Annotated in this window: 17 protein-coding genes; 7 read left to right on the top strand and 10 right to left on the bottom strand. The window is 75.6% G+C overall.

Features of this window, described 5'->3' with window-relative positions; genetic code table 11:
* The 3 genes from AC3WUG_RS12625 to AC3WUG_RS12635 are packed head-to-tail and all read left to right on the top strand — an operon-like array spanning position 1 to position 4,473.
* Complete coding sequence (locus AC3WUG_RS12625) at positions 1-987, top strand: GDP-mannose 4,6-dehydratase (RefSeq protein WP_492327978.1); 987 nt, start codon at positions 1-3, stop codon at positions 985-987.
* 4 nt (positions 988-991) lie between these two features.
* Positions 992-1,975, top strand: coding sequence for a GDP-mannose 4,6-dehydratase (locus tag AC3WUG_RS12630; protein ID WP_492327979.1), 984 nt, complete (start codon positions 992-994; stop codon positions 1,973-1,975).
* Positions 1,972-4,473 carry a glycosyltransferase gene (locus AC3WUG_RS12635; RefSeq protein ID WP_492327980.1) on the top strand — a complete coding sequence of 834 codons (2,502 nt, stop codon included), beginning with the start codon at positions 1,972-1,974 and terminating at the stop codon, positions 4,471-4,473. Before AC3WUG_RS12630 ends, AC3WUG_RS12635 begins: the two co-directional genes overlap by 4 nt.
* Before the next feature lie 61 nt (positions 4,474-4,534).
* On the opposite strand, the gene AC3WUG_RS12640 is transcribed toward AC3WUG_RS12635, so the two are convergent.
* The 8 genes from AC3WUG_RS12640 to AC3WUG_RS12675 are packed head-to-tail and all read right to left on the bottom strand — an operon-like array spanning position 4,535 to position 14,135.
* A complete protein-coding gene (locus AC3WUG_RS12640; RefSeq protein ID WP_492327981.1) occupies positions 4,535-6,859 on the bottom strand; it encodes a glycosyltransferase in 2,325 nt (774 codons plus the stop codon).
* A gap of 44 nt (positions 6,860-6,903) precedes the next feature.
* Positions 6,904-8,010, bottom strand: coding sequence for a glycosyltransferase family 4 protein (locus AC3WUG_RS12645; RefSeq protein ID WP_492327982.1), 1,107 nt, complete (start codon positions 8,008-8,010; stop codon positions 6,904-6,906).
* A complete protein-coding gene (locus AC3WUG_RS12650; protein ID WP_492327983.1) occupies positions 8,007-9,041 on the bottom strand; it encodes a glycosyltransferase family 2 protein in 1,035 nt (344 codons plus the stop codon). The genes AC3WUG_RS12645 and AC3WUG_RS12650 overlap by 4 nt, the downstream gene beginning before the upstream one ends.
* Complete coding sequence (locus tag AC3WUG_RS12655; protein WP_492327984.1) at positions 9,038-10,588, bottom strand: DUF2142 domain-containing protein; 1,551 nt, start codon at positions 10,586-10,588, stop codon at positions 9,038-9,040. Before AC3WUG_RS12655 ends, AC3WUG_RS12650 begins: the two co-directional genes overlap by 4 nt.
* Entirely contained in the window at positions 10,585-11,004 is a 420-nt protein-coding gene (locus AC3WUG_RS12660; protein WP_492327985.1) for a DUF2304 domain-containing protein, read from the bottom strand. The genes AC3WUG_RS12655 and AC3WUG_RS12660 overlap by 4 nt, the downstream gene beginning before the upstream one ends.
* A complete protein-coding gene (locus AC3WUG_RS12665) occupies positions 11,001-11,756 on the bottom strand; it encodes a glycosyltransferase family 2 protein (protein WP_492327986.1) in 756 nt (251 codons plus the stop codon). The genes AC3WUG_RS12660 and AC3WUG_RS12665 overlap by 4 nt, the downstream gene beginning before the upstream one ends.
* Before the next feature lie 10 nt (positions 11,757-11,766).
* Positions 11,767-13,032, bottom strand: a complete 1,266-nt coding sequence (locus tag AC3WUG_RS12670) for a hypothetical protein (protein WP_492327987.1) — start codon at positions 13,030-13,032, stop codon at positions 11,767-11,769.
* Complete coding sequence (locus AC3WUG_RS12675) at positions 13,029-14,135, bottom strand: glycosyltransferase family 4 protein (protein ID WP_492327988.1); 1,107 nt, start codon at positions 14,133-14,135, stop codon at positions 13,029-13,031. The genes AC3WUG_RS12670 and AC3WUG_RS12675 overlap by 4 nt, the downstream gene beginning before the upstream one ends.
* 91 nt (positions 14,136-14,226) lie before the next feature.
* Here AC3WUG_RS12675 and AC3WUG_RS12680 point away from each other — a divergent pair, with 91 nt between their 5' ends.
* Entirely contained in the window at positions 14,227-15,114 is an 888-nt protein-coding gene (locus AC3WUG_RS12680) for a glycosyltransferase (RefSeq protein ID WP_492327989.1), read from the top strand.
* A 61-nt stretch (positions 15,115-15,175) separates the two neighbouring features.
* The gene (locus AC3WUG_RS12685) at positions 15,176-16,264 is read left to right on the top strand and encodes an NAD-dependent epimerase/dehydratase family protein (protein ID WP_492327990.1); all 1,089 of its coding nucleotides are present in this window, start codon (positions 15,176-15,178) and stop codon (positions 16,262-16,264) included.
* A gap of 48 nt (positions 16,265-16,312) precedes the next feature.
* On the opposite strand, the gene AC3WUG_RS12690 is transcribed toward AC3WUG_RS12685, so the two are convergent.
* Positions 16,313-17,449: an acyltransferase family protein gene (locus AC3WUG_RS12690; protein WP_492327991.1), complete on the bottom strand. Its 1,137-nt coding sequence runs from the start codon at positions 17,447-17,449 to the stop codon at positions 16,313-16,315.
* Positions 17,450-17,529: 80 nt separating this feature from the next.
* Between AC3WUG_RS12690 and AC3WUG_RS12695 the strand changes: the two genes are divergently transcribed.
* Positions 17,530-18,663, top strand: coding sequence for a glycosyltransferase family 4 protein (locus AC3WUG_RS12695; RefSeq protein WP_492327992.1), 1,134 nt, complete (start codon positions 17,530-17,532; stop codon positions 18,661-18,663).
* A gap of 50 nt (positions 18,664-18,713) precedes the next feature.
* Here the strand turns inward: AC3WUG_RS12695 and AC3WUG_RS12700 are convergent, their stop codons facing one another.
* Positions 18,714-19,328, bottom strand: coding sequence for a dTDP-4-dehydrorhamnose 3,5-epimerase family protein (locus AC3WUG_RS12700; protein WP_492327993.1), 615 nt, complete (start codon positions 19,326-19,328; stop codon positions 18,714-18,716).
* Between the two features lie 85 nt (positions 19,329-19,413).
* Between AC3WUG_RS12700 and rfbD the strand changes: the two genes are divergently transcribed.
* A complete protein-coding gene (gene rfbD, locus AC3WUG_RS12705; RefSeq protein WP_492327994.1) occupies positions 19,414-20,259 on the top strand; it encodes a dTDP-4-dehydrorhamnose reductase in 846 nt (281 codons plus the stop codon).
* Positions 20,260-20,325 lie beyond the last annotated feature (66 nt).

Genomic DNA, 20,325 nt, shown 5'->3' on the forward strand with positions numbered 1-20,325 from the left:
ATGCCCCGCGCACTCATCACCGGCATCACCGGCCAGGACGGCCTCTACCTGAGCGAGCTCCTGCTCTCCAAGGGCTACGAGGTCTACGGACTGATCCGCGGTCAGAACAACCCCAAGCTGGACCTGGTGCGCCGCACGGTGCCGGGCGTCAAGCTGCTGACGGGCGACCTGACCGACATGTCGAGCCTGATCCGTGCGCTGAACGCGTCCCAGCCCGACGAGGTCTACAACCTCGGTGCGATCTCGTTCGTCGCGTACTCCTGGGAGAACGCGGCGCTCACGAGCGACGTGACCGGCAAGGGCGTGCTCAACATCCTCGAGGCGGTCCGCCTGTACGCCGGCGACGACGCGAGCAAGGTGCGCTTCTACCAGGCGTCGTCCTCCGAGATGTTCGGCAAGGTGCAGGAGGTCCCGCAGCGCGAGTCGACCCTCCTGTGGCCGCGGTCGCCGTACGGCGTGGCCAAGGTGTTCGGCCACTACATGACGATCAACTACCGCGAGTCCTACGGGATGCACGCGTCCTCCGGGATCCTGTTCAACCACGAGTCGCCCCGCCGCGGCCCGGAGTTCGTCACGCGCAAGGTGTCGCAGGCGGTCGCGCGGATCTCGCTCGGCCTGCAGGACCACGTGACGCTGGGCAACCTCGACGCCAAGCGCGACTGGGGCTTCGCCGGCGACTACGTCGAGGCCATGTGGCGGATGCTGCAGCAGGACCAGGCGGACGACTACGTCGTCGCGACCGGCGAGACCCACTCGATCGGCGAGCTGCTCGACGCCGCGTTCGCGCACGTCGGCATCACCGACTGGGCGCCCTACGTCAAGCAGGACCCGGCGTTCATGCGCCCGGCCGAGGTCGACCTCCTCATCGGCGACCCGGCGAAGGCCAAGGACGTGCTCGGCTGGGAGCCGCAGGTCGGCTTCGCGCAGCTCGTCGGCATGATGGTCGAGAACGACCTCGCGGAGCAGCGCGCGCTCAACGGGCGGTGAGCCGGTGACGACGACGTTCGTCACGGGCATCACGGGGCAGGACGGGACCTACCTCGTCGAGCGGCTGCTCGCCGAGGGCACCGAGGTGCACGGTCTCGTCCGCCCCGGTGACGGCGGAGAGGGAGCGCTCCGGGCCCGGCACCCCGGCGTCGTGCTGCACGAGGGCGACCTCGGCGACGCCGAGCGGCTGGCGGCGGTCGTGGCCGAGGTGGCACCGGACGAGGTGGTCAACCTGGCCGGGATCAGCTCGGTCGCGCTGTCCTGGCAGGAGCCCGTGCTGACCGCGCGGCTCTCCGGCCTCGCGGTGGCGGTGCTGCTCGAGGCGGCCCACCGCGTCCAGGAGTCGACCGGTCGCGCCGTGCGCTTCCTGCAGGCCTCGAGCTCGGAGATCTTCGGGCAGCCGGAGGTCGAGCCGCAGGACGAGCGGACCCCCGTCCGACCGGTGTCGCCGTACGGCTCGGCGAAGGCGTTCGCGCACCACCAGGCGGCGGTGTACCGGGGTCGTGGCCTGCACGCCGCCACGGCGATCCTGTTCAACCACGAGTCGCCGCTGCGACCCACCACGTTCGTCACGCGCAAGATCACCGCGGCCGCGGCGGCCATCGGCCGGACCGGGAGCGGGACCATCGCGCTCGGGAACCTCGACGCGCGGCGGGACTGGGGGTGGGCGCCGGACTACGTCGACGCCATGCTGCGCGCCCTCCGGCACGACGTCCCGGACGACTTCGTGGTGGCCACGGGCCGCACGCACTCGGTGCGGGACTTCGCGGAGGCCGCGCTGCGCAGGGCGGGGATCGGGGACGACTGGGCCCGGTTCGTCGAGGTCGACCCGCGGTTCCTCCGCCCCGCGGACGCGTCCGTCATGGTCGGCGACCCGTCCAAGGCGGAACGGGAGCTGGGCTGGCGGCGCACGGTGGAGTTCGAGGAGGTCGTCGGTCGCATGGTCGACCACGACCTGGAGCTGGCGGAGAAGGAGGCCGGGGCGTGAGCAGCGGCAAGGAGAGCCGGCCGCAGGTGCGGCCGGGCGTGGTGTCGGTCGTCCTGGTGAACTACCGCGGCGCGGAGGACACGATCACCTGCCTGCGGGCGTTCGACGAGGTCGACTGGCCCGCGGCCGACCTCGAGCTGATCGTCGTCGACAACGACTCCGGCGACGGCAGCGTCGAGCGGATCCGCGCCGCGGTGCCCGGGGCCCTCGTCGTGGACGCGGGGTCGAACACCGGCTTCGCCGGGGGCTGCAACCTCGGCGTGGCGCACGCGACCGGCGAGTTCGTCGCGTTCATCAACAACGACGCGCGCCCGGACCGCGGGTGGGTCCGCGCCGCGGTCGACGCGATGCGCGCCGACCCGGAGGTCGGCTCCGTCGCCTCGAAGGTCCTCGACTGGGACGGCGGCCTGATCGACTACGTCGACGGTTCGCTCACCTGGTTCGGCATGGGCTACAAGCGCGAGGTCGAGAAGCCCGACACCGGGCAGTGGGACACCGCGCACGACGTCCTCTTCGGCACGGGCGCGGCGATGTTCGTGCGCGCCGGGCTCTACCGCGAGGTCGGTGGCTTCGACGAGCGGTTCTTCATGTTCTACGAGGACGTGGACCTGGGCTGGCGGCTGAACCTGCTCGGCCACCGCGTCCGCTACGTGCCCGGGTCCGTCGCGTTCCACAAGCACCACGTGACCATGAAGAAGTTCGGCAACTTCCGCGAGAGCTACCTGCTCGAGCGGAACGCGCTGCTCTCGATGTACAAGAACTACGACGACGAGTCGCTGGCGCGCGCCCTGCCCGCCGCCATGGCGCTCGCGATCCGGCGCTCGCTGGCCCGCGCCGACGTCGACGCGACGTCGCTGGACCTGCAGCGGTCGCCCGGCGGCGACGACGACGGCACCCTCGAGCTGCCGAAGATGGCCCTGACGGGCACCTACGCGATCGACTACTTCGTCGAGCAGCTCCCGACGCTGCTGGAGACCCGCCGGGAGCTGCAGGCGACCCGCCGGCGCAGCGACCGCGACCTGTTCCCGCTGTTCCGCAAGGCGCTCGAGCCGGCCTACGGCATGCCGTCGTACCTGGCCGCGCACGACGTCCTGGTCGAGGCGTTCGGCATCGCCGAGCACGTCAACAGCCGGCACCGGGTGCTCGTCGTCACCGGCGAGCCCCTGCTGGAGCGGATGGCCGGGCCCGCGATCCGCGCGTGGGAGGTCGCCAGCGCACTCTCCTCCGAGCACGACGTGCGGCTGGTCTCGACCGGTGGGGCGAAGCGGACGTCCTCCGCGTTCGCGGTGGAGTACCTGCACGGGGCGGCCCTGGTCGAGGCCACGCGGTGGGCCGACGTGATCATCTTCCAGGGGTTCCTGCTGGAGCAGGCGCCCTGGCTCAAGGGCAGCGACAAGATCGTCGTCGCGGACATCTACGACCCGATGCACCTCGAGCAGCTGGAGCAGGCGAAGGACCTCGGGCCCGACGGGCGCGAGCGTGCGGTCCGCGCGACCACGGAGCTGCTGAACGACCAGATCCGGCGCGCGGACTTCCTGCTCTGCGCCTCGGAGAAGCAGCGCGACTTCTGGCTCGGCCACCTGGCCGCGCAGGGCCGCGTCAACCCGGCCGTCTACGACGAGCACGCCAACCTCGACAACCTGCTCGCCGTCGTGCCGTTCGGCGTGTCGGACGAGCCGCCGGTCCAGCGCCGGCACGGGATCAAGGGCGCCGTGGACGGGATCGGGCCGGACGACAAGGTCATCCTCTGGGGCGGCGGCGTCTACAACTGGTTCGACCCGCTGACACTGGTACGGGCGGTCGCCCGGCTCGCCCAGCGGCACCCCGAGGTGCGGCTCTACTTCCTCGGGATGAAGCACCCGAACCCCGGCGTCCCGGACATGGAGGTCGCCTGGCGCACCCAGGAGCTGGCGCGCGAGCTCGGCCTCACCGGGCGGCACGTGTTCTTCAACGAGGGCTGGGTGCCCTACGAGGAGCGGGCGGACTACCTGCTCGACGCGGACCTCGGCGTCTCGACCCACTTCCAGCACGTCGAGACGGCGTTCAGCTTCCGCACCCGGATCCTCGACTACCTGTGGGCGTCGCTGCCGATCGTCGCGACCGACGGCGACACGTTCGGGACGCTCATCCGGGAGCACGGCCTGGGGCGGGTCGTCCCCGCGGAGGACGTCGAGGCGCTCGAGGCCGCGCTCGAGGAGATGCTGTTCGACGCCGGCGCGGCCGACGCCGCCCGGTCCGCCGTGCGGGCGTTCGCGGGCGACTACGCGTGGTCGCGGGTGCTGGCGCCGCTCGTCGAGTTCTGCCGCGCGCCCCGACGGGCGGTGGACGTCGCGCTGCGCGGTCCCGCGGAGCGCGCGGACCGGCTGCCGGACGTCCGGCCGCGGCCCAGCGTCCGGGCGGACCTCGCGCTCGCGCGCGACTACCTGCGCGCAGGCGGCCTCGGCGAGGTCACCCGGCGCGCCGCGGGCCGGGTGCGGCGCATCGCCGGCGGCGCCTGACCGCGCGCCGGCACCACCACGGACCCGGTCCGGGCGCATGCCCGGACCGGGTCCTGCCGTCTCAGCCCCGGCCGGACCGCAGCCGTCCGAGCAGCCGGCGCGGCGCGGACGCCGACGCGGGCTGCGGGCGGTCGGCGATCTCCGCGAGCCGCGCCGCGATCGCCGCGCCGGCCGCGGCCGGGGAGTGCCGCTCGGCGACGTCCTGCGCGGCGCGCGCTCCGCGCGCGGCGGCCCCCGCGGGGTCCTCGACGACCTCGCGCATGAGCCGGGCCGCGTGCGCCAGGTCGGGGTCGGCCCACGTCGAGCCCGCCGGGTAGGGCGCCGCGTCCTCGGGCACCGGCGTCGGGGTCCAGTCGACGAGGTAGCTGTTGGCGTCCGTCATGAACTGGAGGTTCCCGCTGTACCGCGTCGCGATGACCGGCTTCCCCCACGCCATGGCCTCCGCCATCGTCAGCCCGAGGCCCTCGCTGCGGTGCAGCGACACGTAGCAGTCGCAGGCCGCCATCAGGGCGTCGCGCGCGTCGGCGTCCAGGTACTCCTCGACCAGCCGCACGTGGGGCAGCCCCGCGACCCGCAGCCGCAGCCGCTCGGCCGCGGCGGGCCGCAGGTCCGCGTTGATCGACTTCACGACCAGCACCGGGCCGTCTTCGGGCCCGAACGCCGCGCAGAACGCGTCCACGAGGCCGAGGGGGTTCTTGCGCTCGGCGGTGCTGAGGAAGTCGAACGCGAACAAGAACAGGGCCCCCTCGGGGAGCCCGAGGTCGGCGCGGGTCAGTGCCGGGGCACCGGGCCGCTGCGGCAGCGGCGGCGTGAGCGTGCGCACGGGCAGCTCGGTGTGCGGCTCGATCGCGGCGCGGACGAAGTCGGTCGCGACCCAGACCTCGTCGACGGACGCGAGGCCGCCGTGCTGGGACGGCGGGAACTCCTCGACCTCCCAGTACCACATGCCGATCCGGTAGGTCCCGTCGTAGGCGACGGGCAGCGCGGACGCGACCGTGGGCGTCAGGTCCGAGTTCACGCAGAGCACGGTGGTGGCGAGGGGCGCCTCGCGCGCGGTCGCGCGGCCGTCGTCCGGGCGCTGGCGGCTGCTGAGGTGGGTGTCGACCGGGACCGTGACGCGGGGCACACCCGCGGCGTCGAGCGCCTGGACCAGCAGCCGCGCCGACTCGCCGATGCCCAGCTCGCCGCGCAGGAACCCGACGACGTTCACGCCGGGCTCGTACGTCGCGGGCGGGGGCGGGGGAGCCGTCCACCGCCGGACCGACTCCGCCACCAGGTCGGCGTCGAAGCCCTCCGACACCGCGTGCTCCTGGGCCCAGGTGACGTAGGCCTCCTCGTCCCGGCCCGGGACTCCGGCGAAGAAGCCCGCAAGGTCGGGCCGGACGGCCCGCACCGCACGGAGGTAGCGGCTGAGACCGCCGTCGGCTGCGGGCGCGGTGAGCCAGTCGAGCAGCTCCGCGCGCCGAGCCGGGTCGAAGGGGTCGGGGGCGTCGTCCGTCTCCGCCCACAGCGTGCGCAGCGGGGCGTCGACGCGACCGCCGAGCGACGTGCGCGCCCAGGTCTCGGCTCCGGACGGCGCCAGCTCCTCGTCAGCGGCGACCTGGGCCAGGGCGGCGGCGACCCGTGCGGCGAGCACGGGGTGGTCGCTCAGCCGCGCCCGCGGGTCCCCGGTGGCGCCCGCGTCGAGCAGCCAGGGAACCGCCGGGTCCGCGTGGACGAGGTCGAGCGCGGTCACGGGACGCCCGTCCAGCAGCAGGCGGCCGTGGCCGGACTCCGTCACGACGTGCTCGGGGACGAGCGACCACGGGGAGACCAGGACCGCCGGGTCCCGCAGGACGGAGTGCGGCACGGTGCCCGCCACCAGTGACGTCCAGGCGCTGGCGTCGTCGGTCGCGCGCAGCCCGTCCGCCCAGGCGGCGAGCGCGTCGTCCCGGTCGGGGCGCACCGCGAGCAGGGCCGCGGTGTGCGCCCCTGCCCGCAGGAGGTCCGCGGGCGTCGGGCTCCGGCCGTCGTGCGGCAGCGCGCCGGACCGGGCGACGAGGGCGAGGCCGGCGAGCTCCGCCGCCTCGGCCAGCCGGTCCGGGGCCGACAGCAGGAGCACGCCCGGCTCCAGCACCAGCACGGGTCCGCCTCCGGCGTCGCGGTGCGCGAGGTGGTGCTGCGCGGCACGGGACCGCACCACGCCCAGGGGGTGGCGGACCGCCCACCGGTGCAGCTCCGCCGTGGGCACGGGGACCTCGGCGGGGGTGAGGACGCGCTCGTCGCCGACGGCCGGGTAGCCGCCGTCGAGGTCCAGCACGGTCACCGTCCCGAACGGCAGCGCCGACCGCACGGTGGACCGTGCGCGGGCGGCGGTGCCGGAGGTCGTGACGACGAGGATGTCCACGGGCGCTCGCTCTCGTGCCGGGGGGGTGGTGGGCAGGGCCGCGGTCAGCCGGCGACCGCGCGGTAGACGGCGGCGTGCTGCTCGGCCGCGTCGGCCCAGCGGAACTGCGCCGACCGGGTGCGGCCCGCCGCGCCGAGCGCCGCACCCTCCGGGGAGAGGGCGCGCTCGAGGCCGGCTGCGACGTCTGCCGGGTCCGCGGGGTCCACGAGCACACCGGACTCGCCGACGACCTCGGCCATCGACGTGCCGCGCGACGTGACGACCGTGGTGCCGACGGACATCGCCTCGAGCACCGGCAGGCCGAAGCCCTCCCACGTCGACGGGAAGCAGAACGCCGACGCGGCGGCGTAGGCGGCGTGCAGGTCGGCGGCGGCCAGGCGGCCGAGCGACAGCACGCGGGACTCCCACGGGCCGGAGGGCGGGCGGGTCGGCAGCTCGCCCCAGCCGGGCGGCCCGACCAGCACCAGGTGCACCTCGGGGTCGCGCCGGGCGAGCTCCGCGAATGCGGCCAGCAGCCCGCCGACGTTCTTGCGCGGCTCGAGCGTCCCGCACCAGAGCACGAACCGCTCCGGCAGCTCGAACCGCGCCCGGAACGACGCGACGTCGTCCGGGCCGACGGTCCAGCGGGGGGCGCCGTGCGGAACGACGTGCAGGCGCTCCGGGGCGATGCCGGCGGCGACGCAGTCGTCGGCGGTCGCCCGGGAGGGGACGACCACCGCGGCGGCCTCCCGGCGGGTCCGCTCGAGCGCGCGGGTGAAGAAGGAGACGCCGCGGGGCGTGAAGTGCCCGGGATCGCGCAGGAACGCGACGTCGTGCACCGTGACGACGAGCGGGCGCGACGTGGGCGGGATCGCCCACGTCGAGGCGTGCACCACGTCGAGCCGCCGGACCGCCCACTCGGGGCGGGGGGCGCCGAGCCAGTTCCAGGAGCGGTAGAGCGGGTAGCGCGGCAGGCCCATCGAGCGGACGGGCACCGGCGGCCGGTACTCCTCGGGGGCGGGGTGCCGGTGCGCGGCGGCGAGGCCGGTCAGCGCCACGTCGTCCCGTCGGCGGAGCGCCTCGAGGAGCTCCACCGTGTACGCGGCCGAGCCACCGGGGACCCGCTGCCAGGACTGCTCGACGGTGACGCCGACGTGCACGGTCGCGGTCATCCGGGCGCCCCGTCCGGTACGAGCAGCGCGGCGACCTCGGACCGGGGGACGCGCGCCGAGCGGTCCACCCGGCGCCGCCGCCTGAGGGCGCCCGGCGCGCGTCGGAGGACGGTCCCGAGGGCGGCGGCGCGCCGGCGGCGCTCGGGACCGAGGCAGACGCGGGACGCGGTGCGGGCGAGCGCGCGCGCGACGACCGGCACCGGTGCGTGCACGAGGGCCACGAGCAGGCGGTTGCGCTCGTTGTGGTCCCGGAAGAACGCCGATCCGGCGTCGGACGACCCCGCGTGGTCGTGGACGGTCACGGCGTCCGGCACGTGCGCGACCACCCAGCCCCGGCGTCGCAGCCGCCACGACAGCTCGGTGTCCTCGTAGTACATGAACAGCGACTCGTCGAGCGGGCCGACGTCCTCGAGGGCCGCGCGCGCGAGCGCGGCGCTGCCGCCGTTGAACCCGAACACCGCGGCGGGCGCGGGCGGCCCGCCGGCGTCGGCCAGCCAGTCCCGGTCGCGCCCGTTGCCGGAACGGGTGACCTCGTTGCCCGTGCTGTTGAGCAGGCGGGTCCCGGTGCCGTCGCCCGTGCGCACCCAGGTCCGGCCGGCGTGGTCGACGAGGCCCGGCTCCCCGGGGGCGGCGGGGCGGAACCGGCCGCTCAGGACGACCCGCCCGGTCGTGGCGCCGAGGCGGGCGCCGACCGGGCCGGGCTCCGCGTCGAACGGGGCGACCATGCGGTCGAGGAAGCCCGGCTCGGCGACGGCGTCGTTGTTCAGCAGCACCACCACGTCTCCCGAGGTCGCGGCGACGCCCGCGTTCACACCGCCGGCGAACCCGGTGTTGCGCCCGAGGGCCACGAGCCGGACGTCGTCGCGGGCCTCGATCGCCGCGACGGTGCCGTCCGTGGAGCCGTTGTCGACGACGACGACCTCGACGTCACGGCCGGCCGCGTCCTGGCGGGAGAGCGAGTCGAGGCACCGGAGGGTGAGGTCGAGGCCGTTCCAGGTGACCACGACGACGCTGACGGAGGAGGTCGTCACACCGTCGACCCGACGGCCGGACGCTCGCTGCTGCCCGCCGGCTCGTCACCCGTCCCGGCTGGCACGCTCGCCCCGGCGCGGGCGGTGAGCACCACGGCCGCGCCGAACGCCGCCGCGGCGACGACGGCGAGGAGCGCCAGCAGCGGCAGCGGGAGCGGCGGGAGCCACGCGTCCGGCGCGAGCGAGAACCAGCCGCCGTCGTCCCCGTTCACGTACCGGTGCAGGTTCTGCGCGAAGGCCACCAGCTGGACGACCGCGAGCAGGGAGCCGAGCACGACCGCGAGCGAGACGCCGAGGCGCTGGACGCCGGGCAGCCACGCCGCCGGGACCTCCCGCGCCCGCCGGTGCACGACGAACGCCGCGAGGAGCGGCACGCCGATCGCGACCGGGAGGATGTAGCGGCCCTGCCAGATGAACCCGAGGTAGTGCGCCTGGGACGCGTGGACCACCACCGGCACCACGTAGGTCGCCGCGGCGACCAGGCCGATCACGGCGCGCTCGCGCCAGGTGCCGACCGCGAGGGCGACGAGGACGACGAAGGCGGCGCCGGCCGCGTACGCCATGAGTACCCAGCCCTCGAGCGGGGTGTCCATCCAGCCGAACTGGCCGACCATGTTGAGCACGAAGCCGTCCCAGGCGTACACGCTCAGGCGCGCGGCGTTGGGGAAGGTCATGTCCGGGTGGTTCACCGCCGAGCCCGAGCCGAGCGAGTTGGTGCCGACCACCCAGGCGGCCGCCGCGAGGCACGACAGGACGATCGCGGCGAGCGGTGGCCAGGAGGCGCGCCGGCGGACCACGTCGACGAACGACCGCCACGGCGAGATCAGCAGCACCGCCGCGACCAGGATCGCGCAGTACAGCAGCGACAGGCCCCGCGCGTTGACGAAGAAGGCGGTCGACAGGGCGATCCACCACATGCGGCTGCGCACCAGGGCCGGGTCGGGGTGCCGGAGCAGGGCGAGCAGCTGGCACCAGAGCGCGAACGCGGCCGTGATCTCGACGGCCGCCGGGTTCACCGTCGACGTCAGGAACACGACCATCGGCGTCAGGGCCCCCGCGACCCCGGGCACCGCCCACGTCGGCGGTCCGGTCTGGGCGAGCGCCCGCAGCCCGAGCGCCACGAAGAAGGTGGTGAACGCGGCGGACAGGATCCGCATGACGTAGAGCACGGGGTCACCCGCCGGGAGCAGGCTCGGCAGCCCCACGACCGCGTAGTAGAGGGGGTTGTACCGCCCGGCCGGGGTCACGGCGTCGGACGGTTCGTCCAGGTCCTCCGTGGGCGTCAGGTCGCACCCCGCGGGCTCGTCCGGGACGAACATGTAGCACGTGGGGTAGGCGGTGACGAACCGGTAGAAGTACGGCACGTCGACGGACGTCCCGCCGGTGGTGTCCGGACCGGTCAGCTGGCCGCGGACCACCGCGGCCGCCTTGACGGTGTGGGCGGGCTCGTCGGGCGACGCCATGAGCGGGTTGGCCACCGCCCACAGGGACGACAGCACGAAGAGCACGCCCCACCAGCCCCAGAACACCTTGTCGTGGGACCTCACCGGGCGTCCTCCTCGCTCGTGCGCGGCGCGGCGCCGGGCTGCTCGGGGTGCGGCGGGCCCGACGGGCCCTGGGCACGGGTCAGGTGCTGGCGCACCTCGAGCCGCAGCAGCGCGACCTCCTCGGCGAGGGTGCGGCTCTCCTCCTCGAGGGCGGAGACCTCGGTGCTCAGCTGGATGCACACCGCGAGCAGGACCAGCGACGCCAGGGCGAACAGCAGGTTGGCGGGCGTCTGGACGCCGACCAGGTCCGAGAGCCAGAACGCGAGCCCGGGGAACACGCCGATGACGACGACCGCCAGCGTCAGCACGATCCAGACGGCGGCGTACTTCTCCCGGATCCGCCGGGTGCGCAGCAGGTGCAGCAGCGAGAGCACCAGCGCCAGGCACACGACGATGGAGATGATCGTGAGCCTCATGCGGTCCCCTCGATCTCGAGCGCCGGCTGGGCGGCGACGGTCGGCCGGGACAGCGCGATGACGAGCGCGAGCGCGGCGCGCCCGAGGAAGACGGCGGCGCGCACGGGCGAGTGCGACGGCCGGCCGCCCGCGCGGGGCCGCATGGCGACCCCGACCTGGCGCACGACCAGACCGGACCGCGCGGCGATCACCAGCGACTCGACGGTGTCTCCCAGGTACTCGGCGGGGTAGTTGCCCGAGAACAGCGTGATCGCCCGCCGGCCGCTCAGCTTGAACCCGGACGTCGCGTCGGTGAGCGTCGTCCGGCACACCCGGGACAGCACGCCCGCCAGCAGCCGCATCGACCAGCGTCGCGGACCGCGCGCCTCGTAGTCGCCGACCCCGGCGAACCGGGCGCCGATCACGATGTCGGCCTGCTCGCGGCGCATGGCCGCCACCAGCCGCGGGATCTCGGCGGGGTCGTGCTGCCCGTCGGCGTCCACCTGGACGGCCAGGTCGTAGCCCTTGCGCATCGCGTAGGTGTACCCCGCGCGCATCGCACCGCCCACGCCGAGGTTGATGGGGAGCTCGAGGACGAGCGCGCCGGCGCGGGCGGCCTGCTCGGCCGTGCGGTCGGTGGACCCGTCGTCGACGACGAGGACGTCCGCGTCCGGGACGGCGGAGAAGAGCTCGGAGACGACGCCTGCGACGGTGTCCTGCTCGTTCCAGGCCGGCACGACGACGAGCATCCGCGCGCTGCTGGCGGAAGGCATGGCGGCCATCCTACCGGCGCCCCGCGGTCGCCCGGCGCACCGCGGCGGCGTGCACCAGCACGCCGACGAGCGGCCCGCAGGCGAGGCTGAGCACCGCGCGCAGCTCGAGCGGCCCGGGTGCGAGCAGCACGGCGGCCGAGACGACCGTCGCGACCACCCAGCCGGCGGCGTAGGCACGGTGCCTGCCCAGGGCCAGCACGGCGGCGCCGGTCAGCGTGAGCAGGCCCAGCGCCACGGCGGACGCGGTCAGGCCCGCGAGGACGCCGCCCGGGACCCGGTACGCGGGGCCCAGCACCGCGGCCATCAGCCACGGGCCGACGAGCGCGGCCGCGGCCGCCCCGACGGCGCCGACGGCCACGACGGCGCCGCCGATCAGGACGAGGGGACGGGCGCCGCGCTCGCGGTGCGCGAGGAAGTGCGTGATCGCCACCCCCTGGTAGGCGTTGAGGGGGATGAGCAGCGGTGCCCGCGTCAGCTGGACGGCCATGAGCAGGGGCGCCGCCTGCGCGTACGCCTCGGCCGGGGTGGTGACCCGCAGCAGCACGGGGAACCCGACGACGAGGGCGGCGCTCGCAGCCGTGCCGGCCATGGCCTGCGCGGTCCCCGCGGCGAACGCGCGACCGGGCATCCCGGCGCGGCGCGTCCGGGCCGCGCGCACCGCCGGGGCCGCCGAGAAGCCCAGCCAGGTCGCGGCGGCCAGGCCGGCACCGGCCGCCATGCCGGCGCCGGCGAGCCCGGCCGCCGCGGCGCCCGCCGTGAGCACCAGCCGGACGACGGACTCGGCCCCGACCAGACGCGCGTAGGTCGGCCAGCTGCCGCCGCCGGCGAGCGCCCCCGCGATCGCGGCGTGCCCGGAGAACGCGACGACCGAGACGGCCACCACGACCAGGAGCAGCCACGGGTCCGGACCGAGCACCGCGCGCGCCCAGAGCGGGCCGGTGACGAGGAGGACGGCGGCGGCGACCCCGCCCACCAGCAGCCCCGCGCGCAGGACGCGCGGGCCGGCGACGGGCCCCCCGGCGGGGCCGGCGCCGTCGAGCGTGACGTGCACGGCCCGGGTGGTCTCGTTCTGCAGGCCGCCGAGCACGCCGAAGCAGAAGAACAGCAGCCCCCAGAACGCCAGGAAGTCCGCGTTGTCGGCCGGGTCCAGGACCCGGGCCGCGACGAGCAGCACCAGGTAGCCGGCCGCCGCGGCGACCAGCGACGCGACGCCGACGCCGCCGAACCGCGCGCCGTTCCCGGTGGCCTCGTCGGCGCGGTCGGCGCCGGCGGTCACGCCCGGACCCCGCCGTCGTGGGCCGCGAGGTACGCCTCCTCGTGCGCCGCGGCGCACGCCGCCCAGGTGAACAGCCGGGCGCGCTCCAGCCCGCGTCGCTGCAGCCCCTCGGCGTCGGCGAGGGCCGCGCGCACGCCGTCGGCGATCGCCCGGGGGTCGGTCGGGTCGAAGAGCGCGGCGGCGTCCCCGCAGACCTCCGCGAGCGAGCCCGCCGAGGACGACGCGACGGGGCAGCCCGAGGCCATCGCCTCGAGCGGGGGCATGCCGAAGCCCTCGTACAGGCTCGGGAACACGAGGCAGGCCGCGGTGCGGTAGAGCTCGAGCAGCTCGGCGCGCGGCACGTTCCCGCGGGCGTCCACCCAGTCGGGCAGCTCCCCGAGGCCCTCGAGCCCGCCGCCGGTCAGGACCAGGCGCAGGGTCGGGTCGTCCTCCCGGAGCAGGCGGACCGCCGCCAGCAGCCGCTCGTGGTTCTTGTGCGCCCAGCCGCGAGCCGGGTACAGCAGGAAGTTCTCGCGCGGACCGAGCTGCGGCGTGAACGCCGCGGTGTCGACGGCCAGGTGCGCGACGGTGATCCGCTCCGGGGGGACGCCCAGGTGGTGCACGATGCGCTGCTTGGAGAACTCGCTGATGGTGATGACCCGGTCGGCGCGGCGTGCCGCCCGGTCGTAGTACAGGCGCCGGTACCAGAGCTCCGCCCGCGAGAACAGGTGCGGCATGTCGAGGTGCTGGACGTCGTGCAGCGACTGGACCACGCGGTCGCCGCGGCGGGGCAGGGGCACGGTCGCCGTGAACGGGTAGTGCACGACCGCGCCCCGCGGTGCGCGGCCGAGCAGCCGGCCCCGGCGCAGCACCGAGGTCGCGACGGTCCGCAGCCGCGCCGCCGTCGAGGGCGACGGGACGATCTCGGGGGCGAGCACCTCGGGCAGATCCGGCACGAACCCGGCCGCCTGCGCGGGCAGCAGCACCGACGCCGACACGCGGCCGGACCGGGCCAGCTCCCGGCCGAGCTCCCGGGCGTACGTCTCGGTCCCACCCATCCCCCCGGGGACCAGCGTCAGCATGGACAGCACGACGCGGGGGAGGGTGCGGGACGGGACGTTCACAGGGGTTCTGCCTCCGGGTCGGGGTGAGCCGCGGCGCGCGGCGCCCCTAGTCTGGCCCATGTCACCCGCCCGATCCGGAAGGTCCTCCTGCATGCCGCTCGACATCTTCGTCCCGTTCTGGGGCGACCCGGCCCTGCTCCGCGAGACGGTGGCGAGCGTGCTGGCCCAGCGCAACGGGGACTGGCTGCTCACGGTGGTGGACGACGCGTACCCCGACGAGAGCGTCCCGGCCTGGTTCGCGTCGATGGACGACCCGCGCATCACGTACGTGCGCAAGGAGCAGAACGAGGGCATCACCGCGAACTACCGCACCTGCGTGTCGATGGCGACGCAGGAGTCCGTGGTCATCCTGGGCTGCGACGACGTGCTGCTGCCCGACTTCGTGGACGTGGTGCTCGCGGCTCGGGCCCGGTTCCCGGGTGCCGCGATCGTCCAGCCCGGTGTCGAGGTGATCGACGAGCACGGCCGGGTGGTGCGCCCGCTGGCCGACCGCGTGAAGCAGGACGTGGTCCGGCCGCGCGCGAGCGCGGCCCGGGTGCTGTCCGGCGAGCCGCTGGCCGCGAACCTGATGCACGGCGACTGGCTGTACTGGCCGTCGCTCGTGTTCCGGCGCGACGTGCTGGTGCGCACGCCGTTCCTCGACGACCTGCCGCTGATCCAGGATCTCGCTCTGGTCATGGACATGGTGCTCGACGGCGAGCAGCTCGTCCTCGAGCCGCGGGTGTGCTTCCGGTACCGGCGGCACAGCCACAGCGCCTCCTCGGCGTCGCTGCTGGACGGCCGCCGGTTCAGCGGCGAGCGCGCCTACTTCGCGCACGTGGCCGCGCGCTGCGACGCCCAGGGCTGGCACCGCGCCGCGCGCGCCGCCCGGCTCGCGGTCACCTCGCGGCTGCACGCGCTGACCCTGCTCCCGCGCGCGGTCCGGTCCGGCGCCGTGGGCACCATGCTCCGGCACGCGTTCGGCCCGATGCGGTCGTGACCGCCGCCCCGACCCCCACCCGCGGCGGACGACCCGCCGGCACCCGACGAGAGGACCCGCAGTGAACGCGCCCACGCCCGCCCGCACGCCCCAGGAGGAGACCGTCCTCGTCACCGGCGGGGCGGGTTTCATCGGCACGACCATGTCCGCGGACCTCGTGCGGACGTTCGGGCGGGTCGTCGCGCTCGACAACCTGCACCCGCAGGTGCACGCCCGCCCGGAGCGGCCCGCCGAGCTCGCCGAGGGCGTCGAGCTGGTCGTCGGCGACGTCACCGACCCGGCCGCGTGGGACGCGCTGCTCGCCGACGTCCGACCCGACGTCGTCATCCACCTCGCGGCCGAGACCGGCACCGGCCAGTCGCTCACCGAGTCCACCCGGCACGCCGAGGCGAACGTGGTCGGCACCACGCAGATGCTGGACGGCCTGCGGCGCGCCGGCGTCCGGCCGCGCCGCATCGTCCTGTCGAGCAGCCGCGCGGTCTACGGCGAGGGCGCCTGGCGCCGCGCCGACGGCACGCTGTTCCTGCCGGGGCAGCGCACCGCGGAGATCCTGGAGCGGCACGAGTGGGACTTCCCCGGCGCGGAGCCCGTCGCGATGTCCGCGGCGACCACCCGCCCGGCGCCGGTGAGCGTCTACGGCGCGACCAAGCTGGCGCAGGAGCACATCATCACCTCGTGGGCGAACTCCGAGGGGGTCGAGGCGGTCGTCCTGCGGCTGCAGAACGTCTACGGCCCCGGCCAGTCGCTGACCAACTCCTACACCGGGATCATGGCGCTCTTCTGCCGGCTGGCACGCGAGGGCGCGTCCATCCCGCTCTACGAGGACGGCGCGGTGCGCCGCGACTTCGTGCTGGTCGACGACGTCGCGCGGGCGCTGCTCGCGGCGTCGACGGCCGCCGACCCCGGCAGCGACCCGATCGACATCGGCTCCGGGGAGCACCAGACGATCGCCGACGCGGCCCGGCTGATCGCGCGGTTCTACGGCGCGCCGGACCCGCACGTCACGGGGCAGTACCGGCAGGGCGACGTGCGCCACGCGTGGGCCGACGTGACCCGCGCACGCGAGGTGCTGGGCTGGGCCCCGCAGGTGTCGCTCGCGGAGGGCGTCGACCGCCTCGCGCGGTGGGTGGACGAGCAGCAGGGCGCCTGACCGGCGCGGGACGACGGGGCGGACCGGAGGGTCCGCCCCGTCGTCGTCTCAGGCGGGCCGTGCGGCGGTGGACCGCCGGGCCCACCGCATCGCCGGCCGCTCGACGACCAGCCAGCTCGCGACGGCCAGCGGCACGGTGACCGCGAGGGCGACGACGTCGTACGCCAGGAGCGGCAGCTCGTGCGCGCCGGTCAGCACCAGCAGCTGCTGGACGGGGAACGCGTAGATGTAGATGCCGTACGACACGTCGTGGCGCCGCAGCAGGTCGGGGATCGGCAGCGCCGACCCGACCCAGATCAGCGCGTACGCGAGGAACGGCGCGGTCAGCTGCGCACCCCACCCGTCGAGCAGCCACACCGCTCCCGCGACGACCGCCACGCTGCCGGCCGCGGCAGCCCAGTGCATCGGGAGGCGGTGCCGCAGCCGCTCCACGAGCGCGCCGCCGAGGAACAGCGGCAGCAGCTTGGCGAGCAGCTGGGCGTCGACGTTGCCGCCCAGCAGGGTCGCGACGCCGTGCGGCCAGCCCGCGTGGGCGGCCACCGACAGCACGAACGCCCCCACCAGGCCCCAGACGGAACGGCGCACGAAGCCGACCAGGGCGAGCAGCCCGACCACCAGGTAGCAGAGGAACTCGTAGTACAGGCTCCACAGCGAGCCGTTCCACGCCCCGGGGTACGGCACGTCGGCCGGCGTCCCCGCGATGTCGTAGGCGTTCACCCGCAGGAAGAGGTTGCTCCAGACGAAGTTCGCCGGCGTGGTGCTCGTCGTGAGGTAGCCCGACAGCGTGCCGTGCAGCCACACGTAGCCGATCGGCCCCACCACCGCCACCATCACCAGCAGGCAGACCACGAACGCGGGGAAGATGCGCGCCACCCGGTGCACCAGGTACGTCGACAGCGGGTTGCGCCAGCGCGAACCGGTGATCAGGTAGCCGCTGACCGCGAAGAACCCGAACACCGCCCAGCCGCCGAGGTTCTCGCCGTCGACGTGCGGGCCGACGCCGCGCCCGGAGATGTAGTAGGCGTGCGCGTGCAGCACCAGCACCGCGAGGCCGAGGCGGACCACGTTGAGCCCGTTGCGCCGCGGGTCCATCTGGCGGCCGCGCCACCGGCGCAGCCGGGCCTCCGGGGCGGTGCGGACGTCGGGGCGCGCGGGCGCGAGCTCCTGCGGCGTGGCCGCCGTCACGGGGCGGTGCCCGGCAGGGAGGTGTCCATGCGCCCAGTGTCGCGCATCGGCCCGGCCCGGCCCGCACCTACGATGGCGAGGTGCGAGTTCTGTTCGACGCGACGGCCATCCCTGCGGACCGCGGAGGTGTCGGCCGCTACGTCGACGCGCTGCTGCCCGCCCTCGAGGCGGAGGGGGTGGGCCTGCGGGTGGTGTGCCAGGCGCGTGACGCCGACCAGACGGCCGCGCTCGTCCCCGGGGCCGACGTGGTCCCCGTCCCGGCGCTGGTCGAGCGCCGTCCCGCCCGGCTCGCCTGGGAGCAGACGGCCCTGCCCCTGCTGGCCCGGCGCGGGGTGGACCTGCTGCACAGCCCGCACTACACCTTCCCGGTCGCGACGCCGGTGCCCCTGGTCGTCACGCTGCACGACGCCACGTTCTTCAGCCACCCGCAGCTGCACTCGCCGGTGAAGGCGCGGTTCTTCCGCACCGCCACCCGGCTCGCCGTGCGCCGCGCGGCGGGGCTCGTGGTGCCGTCCCGGGCCACCCGGGACGAGGTCGTGCGCTACGCGGGCGGGTCCGCGAGCCGGTTCACCGTCGCCTACCACGGGGTCGACACCGGGGTGTTCCACCCCGTGGACGCCGCCGAGCGCGCGCGGGTGCGTGCCGCGGTCGGGCTCGGTGCCGACGAACCGTACGTGGCGTTCCTCGGCACGCTGGAGCCGCGCAAGAACGTGCCCGCGCTGATCGAGGGCTGGGTGCGGGCGTGCGCGGACGCGGGCGACGGGCCCGCGCCCGCGCTCGTGCTCGCCGGCGGCGCCGGCTGGGACACCGCGGTCGACGCGGCGGTGTCGGCGGTGCCGGCCGGGCTGCGTCTGATCCGCACCGGCTACCTGCCGCTGGGCGCCCTGGCCGGGCTGCTGTCCGGGGCGACCGTGGTCGCGTACCCGAGCCTGGGCGAGGGGTTCGGCTTGCCGGTGCTGGAGGCCATGGCGTGCGGGTCGGCGGTGCTCACCACCCGCGAGCTGTCCCTGCCGGAGGTCGGCGGCGACGCCGTCGCGTACACGGGTACGGCCGCCGCGGAGATCGCCGTCGCGCTGCGGGACCTGCTCGACGACGCGCCCCGGCGGGCGCGGCTGGCGGGCGCCGCCGAGGCCCGCGCGGCCGGGTTCACCTGGCGCGAGGCGGCCCGGGCGCACGTCGCCGCGTACGAGGGCGCGCTGGCCGCGCGACGCTGACCCCGCCGACCGCCCCGGGCGGGGTCGGTCGACGCGCCCGGGGCAGGAACTCAGGCCAGGCCGGCGACGTACCGCTGCACGGCGTCGTGGTCGGGCAGCAGGCCGGACGCGCGGGCCTCGGCGAGCGACGGGGCGGCCAGGTCCTTCTCCGAGAGCTGCGGCGTGATCGGCGAGCCGTCGCGCGCCTGCGTCGGCCAGTCGATGCCGACCTCCGGGTCGAGCGGGTGGATGCCGTGCTCGCGCCCGGGCGAGTAGCCCGTCGAGCACAGGTACATCACGGTCGAGCCGTCCTCGAGGGACAGGAACGCGTGGCCCAGGCCCTCGCCCAGGTAGATCGCCCGCCGGTCGACGTCGTCCAGGAGCACCGCGTCCCAGGTGCCGAAGGTCGGCGAGCCGACGCGGATGTCGACGACGACGTCCAGCACCGCGCCCTTCGGGCACGTCACGTACTTGGCCTGGCCCGGGGGGACGTCGGCGAAGTGGATGCCGCGCAGGACGCCGGCGGCCGACACCGAGATGTTGGCCTGCTGCAGGTCGAACCGGTGACCGGTCGCCTCGGCGAACGGGCCGCCCTGGAACGCCTCGAGGAAGACGCCACGGGGGTCGCCGTGCTGCTTCGGGGTGATCTCCCAGGCACCGGGGACGGCGAGCTCGCGGTAGGTCATGGGGGTCCTCTCAGGGTTCGAACGGCCGGGGGGAAGCCTAGCCGGGCCGGTACGCTGCCGTGGTTCGCCGACAAGAGGAGAAGACGTGCGCTGGCTGGTGACGGGTGCCCACGGGATGCTCGGGCAGGACCTTGTGACGCTGCTGCGCGAGCGCGGCCACGAGGTGACCGCGCTCGGGCGCGCCGACCTCGACGTCACGGACCCCGTGGCGACCGCGGACGCCGCGGCGGGGTTCGACGTGGTCGCCAACGCGGCCGCGTACACCGCCGTCGACGCGGCCGAGTCCGACGAGGCGGCCGCGTTCGCGGTGAACGCCGCCGGACCCGCCCTGCTGGCCCGCGCCGCGCGGGCGGCGGGCGCCCGCCTGGTGCAGGTCTCCACCGACTACGTCTTCGACGGCCACGCGGACCGGCCGTACGCCGAGGACGCCCCGATCCTGCCGCGCTCGGCGTACGGCCGCACCAAGGCGGCGGGGGAGTGGGCGGTCCGCGCGGAGGCCCCGGACCACCTGATCGTGCGCACGGCGTGGCTGTACGGCGCGCACGGCGGCTGCTTCCCGAAGACGATCGCGCGGGTCGCCGCGGAGAAGGGCGGCCTCGACGTCGTGGCCGACCAGGTCGGTCAGCCCACGTGGACCGCCGACCTCGCGGACCTCGTCGAGCGGCTCGTCGCGTCGGGGGCCCCGGCCGGGACGTACCACGGCACGTCCCAGGGGCGGACGTCGTGGCACGGGTTCGCGCGGGCCGCCGTGGCGGCTGCCGGGCTCGACCCCGCGATCGTGCGGGAGACGACCTCGGAGAAGTTCGTCCGTCCCGCGCCGCGGCCGGCGTACTCCGTCCTCGGGCACGAGGCGCTGCGCGCCGCGGGCGTCGAGCCGATCGGGGACTGGGCCGCGCGGTGGGACGCCGCGGCGGGGGCCGTCCTCGCCTGACGCCGACGGGGCGGCGGGGGGGGGGGGGGGGGGGGCACAGCCCCCACGGGAGGGAGGGGAGGCTGC

It is taken from the genome of Cellulomonas sp. EB106-03-03-XG116 (genome assembly GCF_058792015.1).

Bases quoted from the DNA above. Each gene is read 5' to 3' on its own strand.
- AC3WUG_RS12625 (WP_492327978.1), top strand. From the start codon at position 1: ATGCCCCGCGCACTCATCACCGGCATCACCGGCCAGGACGGCCTCTAC.
- AC3WUG_RS12645 (WP_492327982.1), bottom strand. From the start codon at position 8,010: ATGACCGCGACCGTGCACGTCGGCGTCACCGTCGAGCAGTCCTGGCAG.
- AC3WUG_RS12660 (WP_492327985.1), bottom strand. From the start codon at position 11,004: ATGAGGCTCACGATCATCTCCATCGTCGTGTGCCTGGCGCTGGTGCTC.
- AC3WUG_RS12665 (WP_492327986.1), bottom strand. From the start codon at position 11,756: ATGCCTTCCGCCAGCAGCGCGCGGATGCTCGTCGTCGTGCCGGCCTGG.
- AC3WUG_RS12680 (WP_492327989.1), top strand. From the start codon at position 14,227: ATGCCGCTCGACATCTTCGTCCCGTTCTGGGGCGACCCGGCCCTGCTC.
- AC3WUG_RS12700 (WP_492327993.1), bottom strand. From the start codon at position 19,328: ATGACCTACCGCGAGCTCGCCGTCCCCGGTGCCTGGGAGATCACCCCG.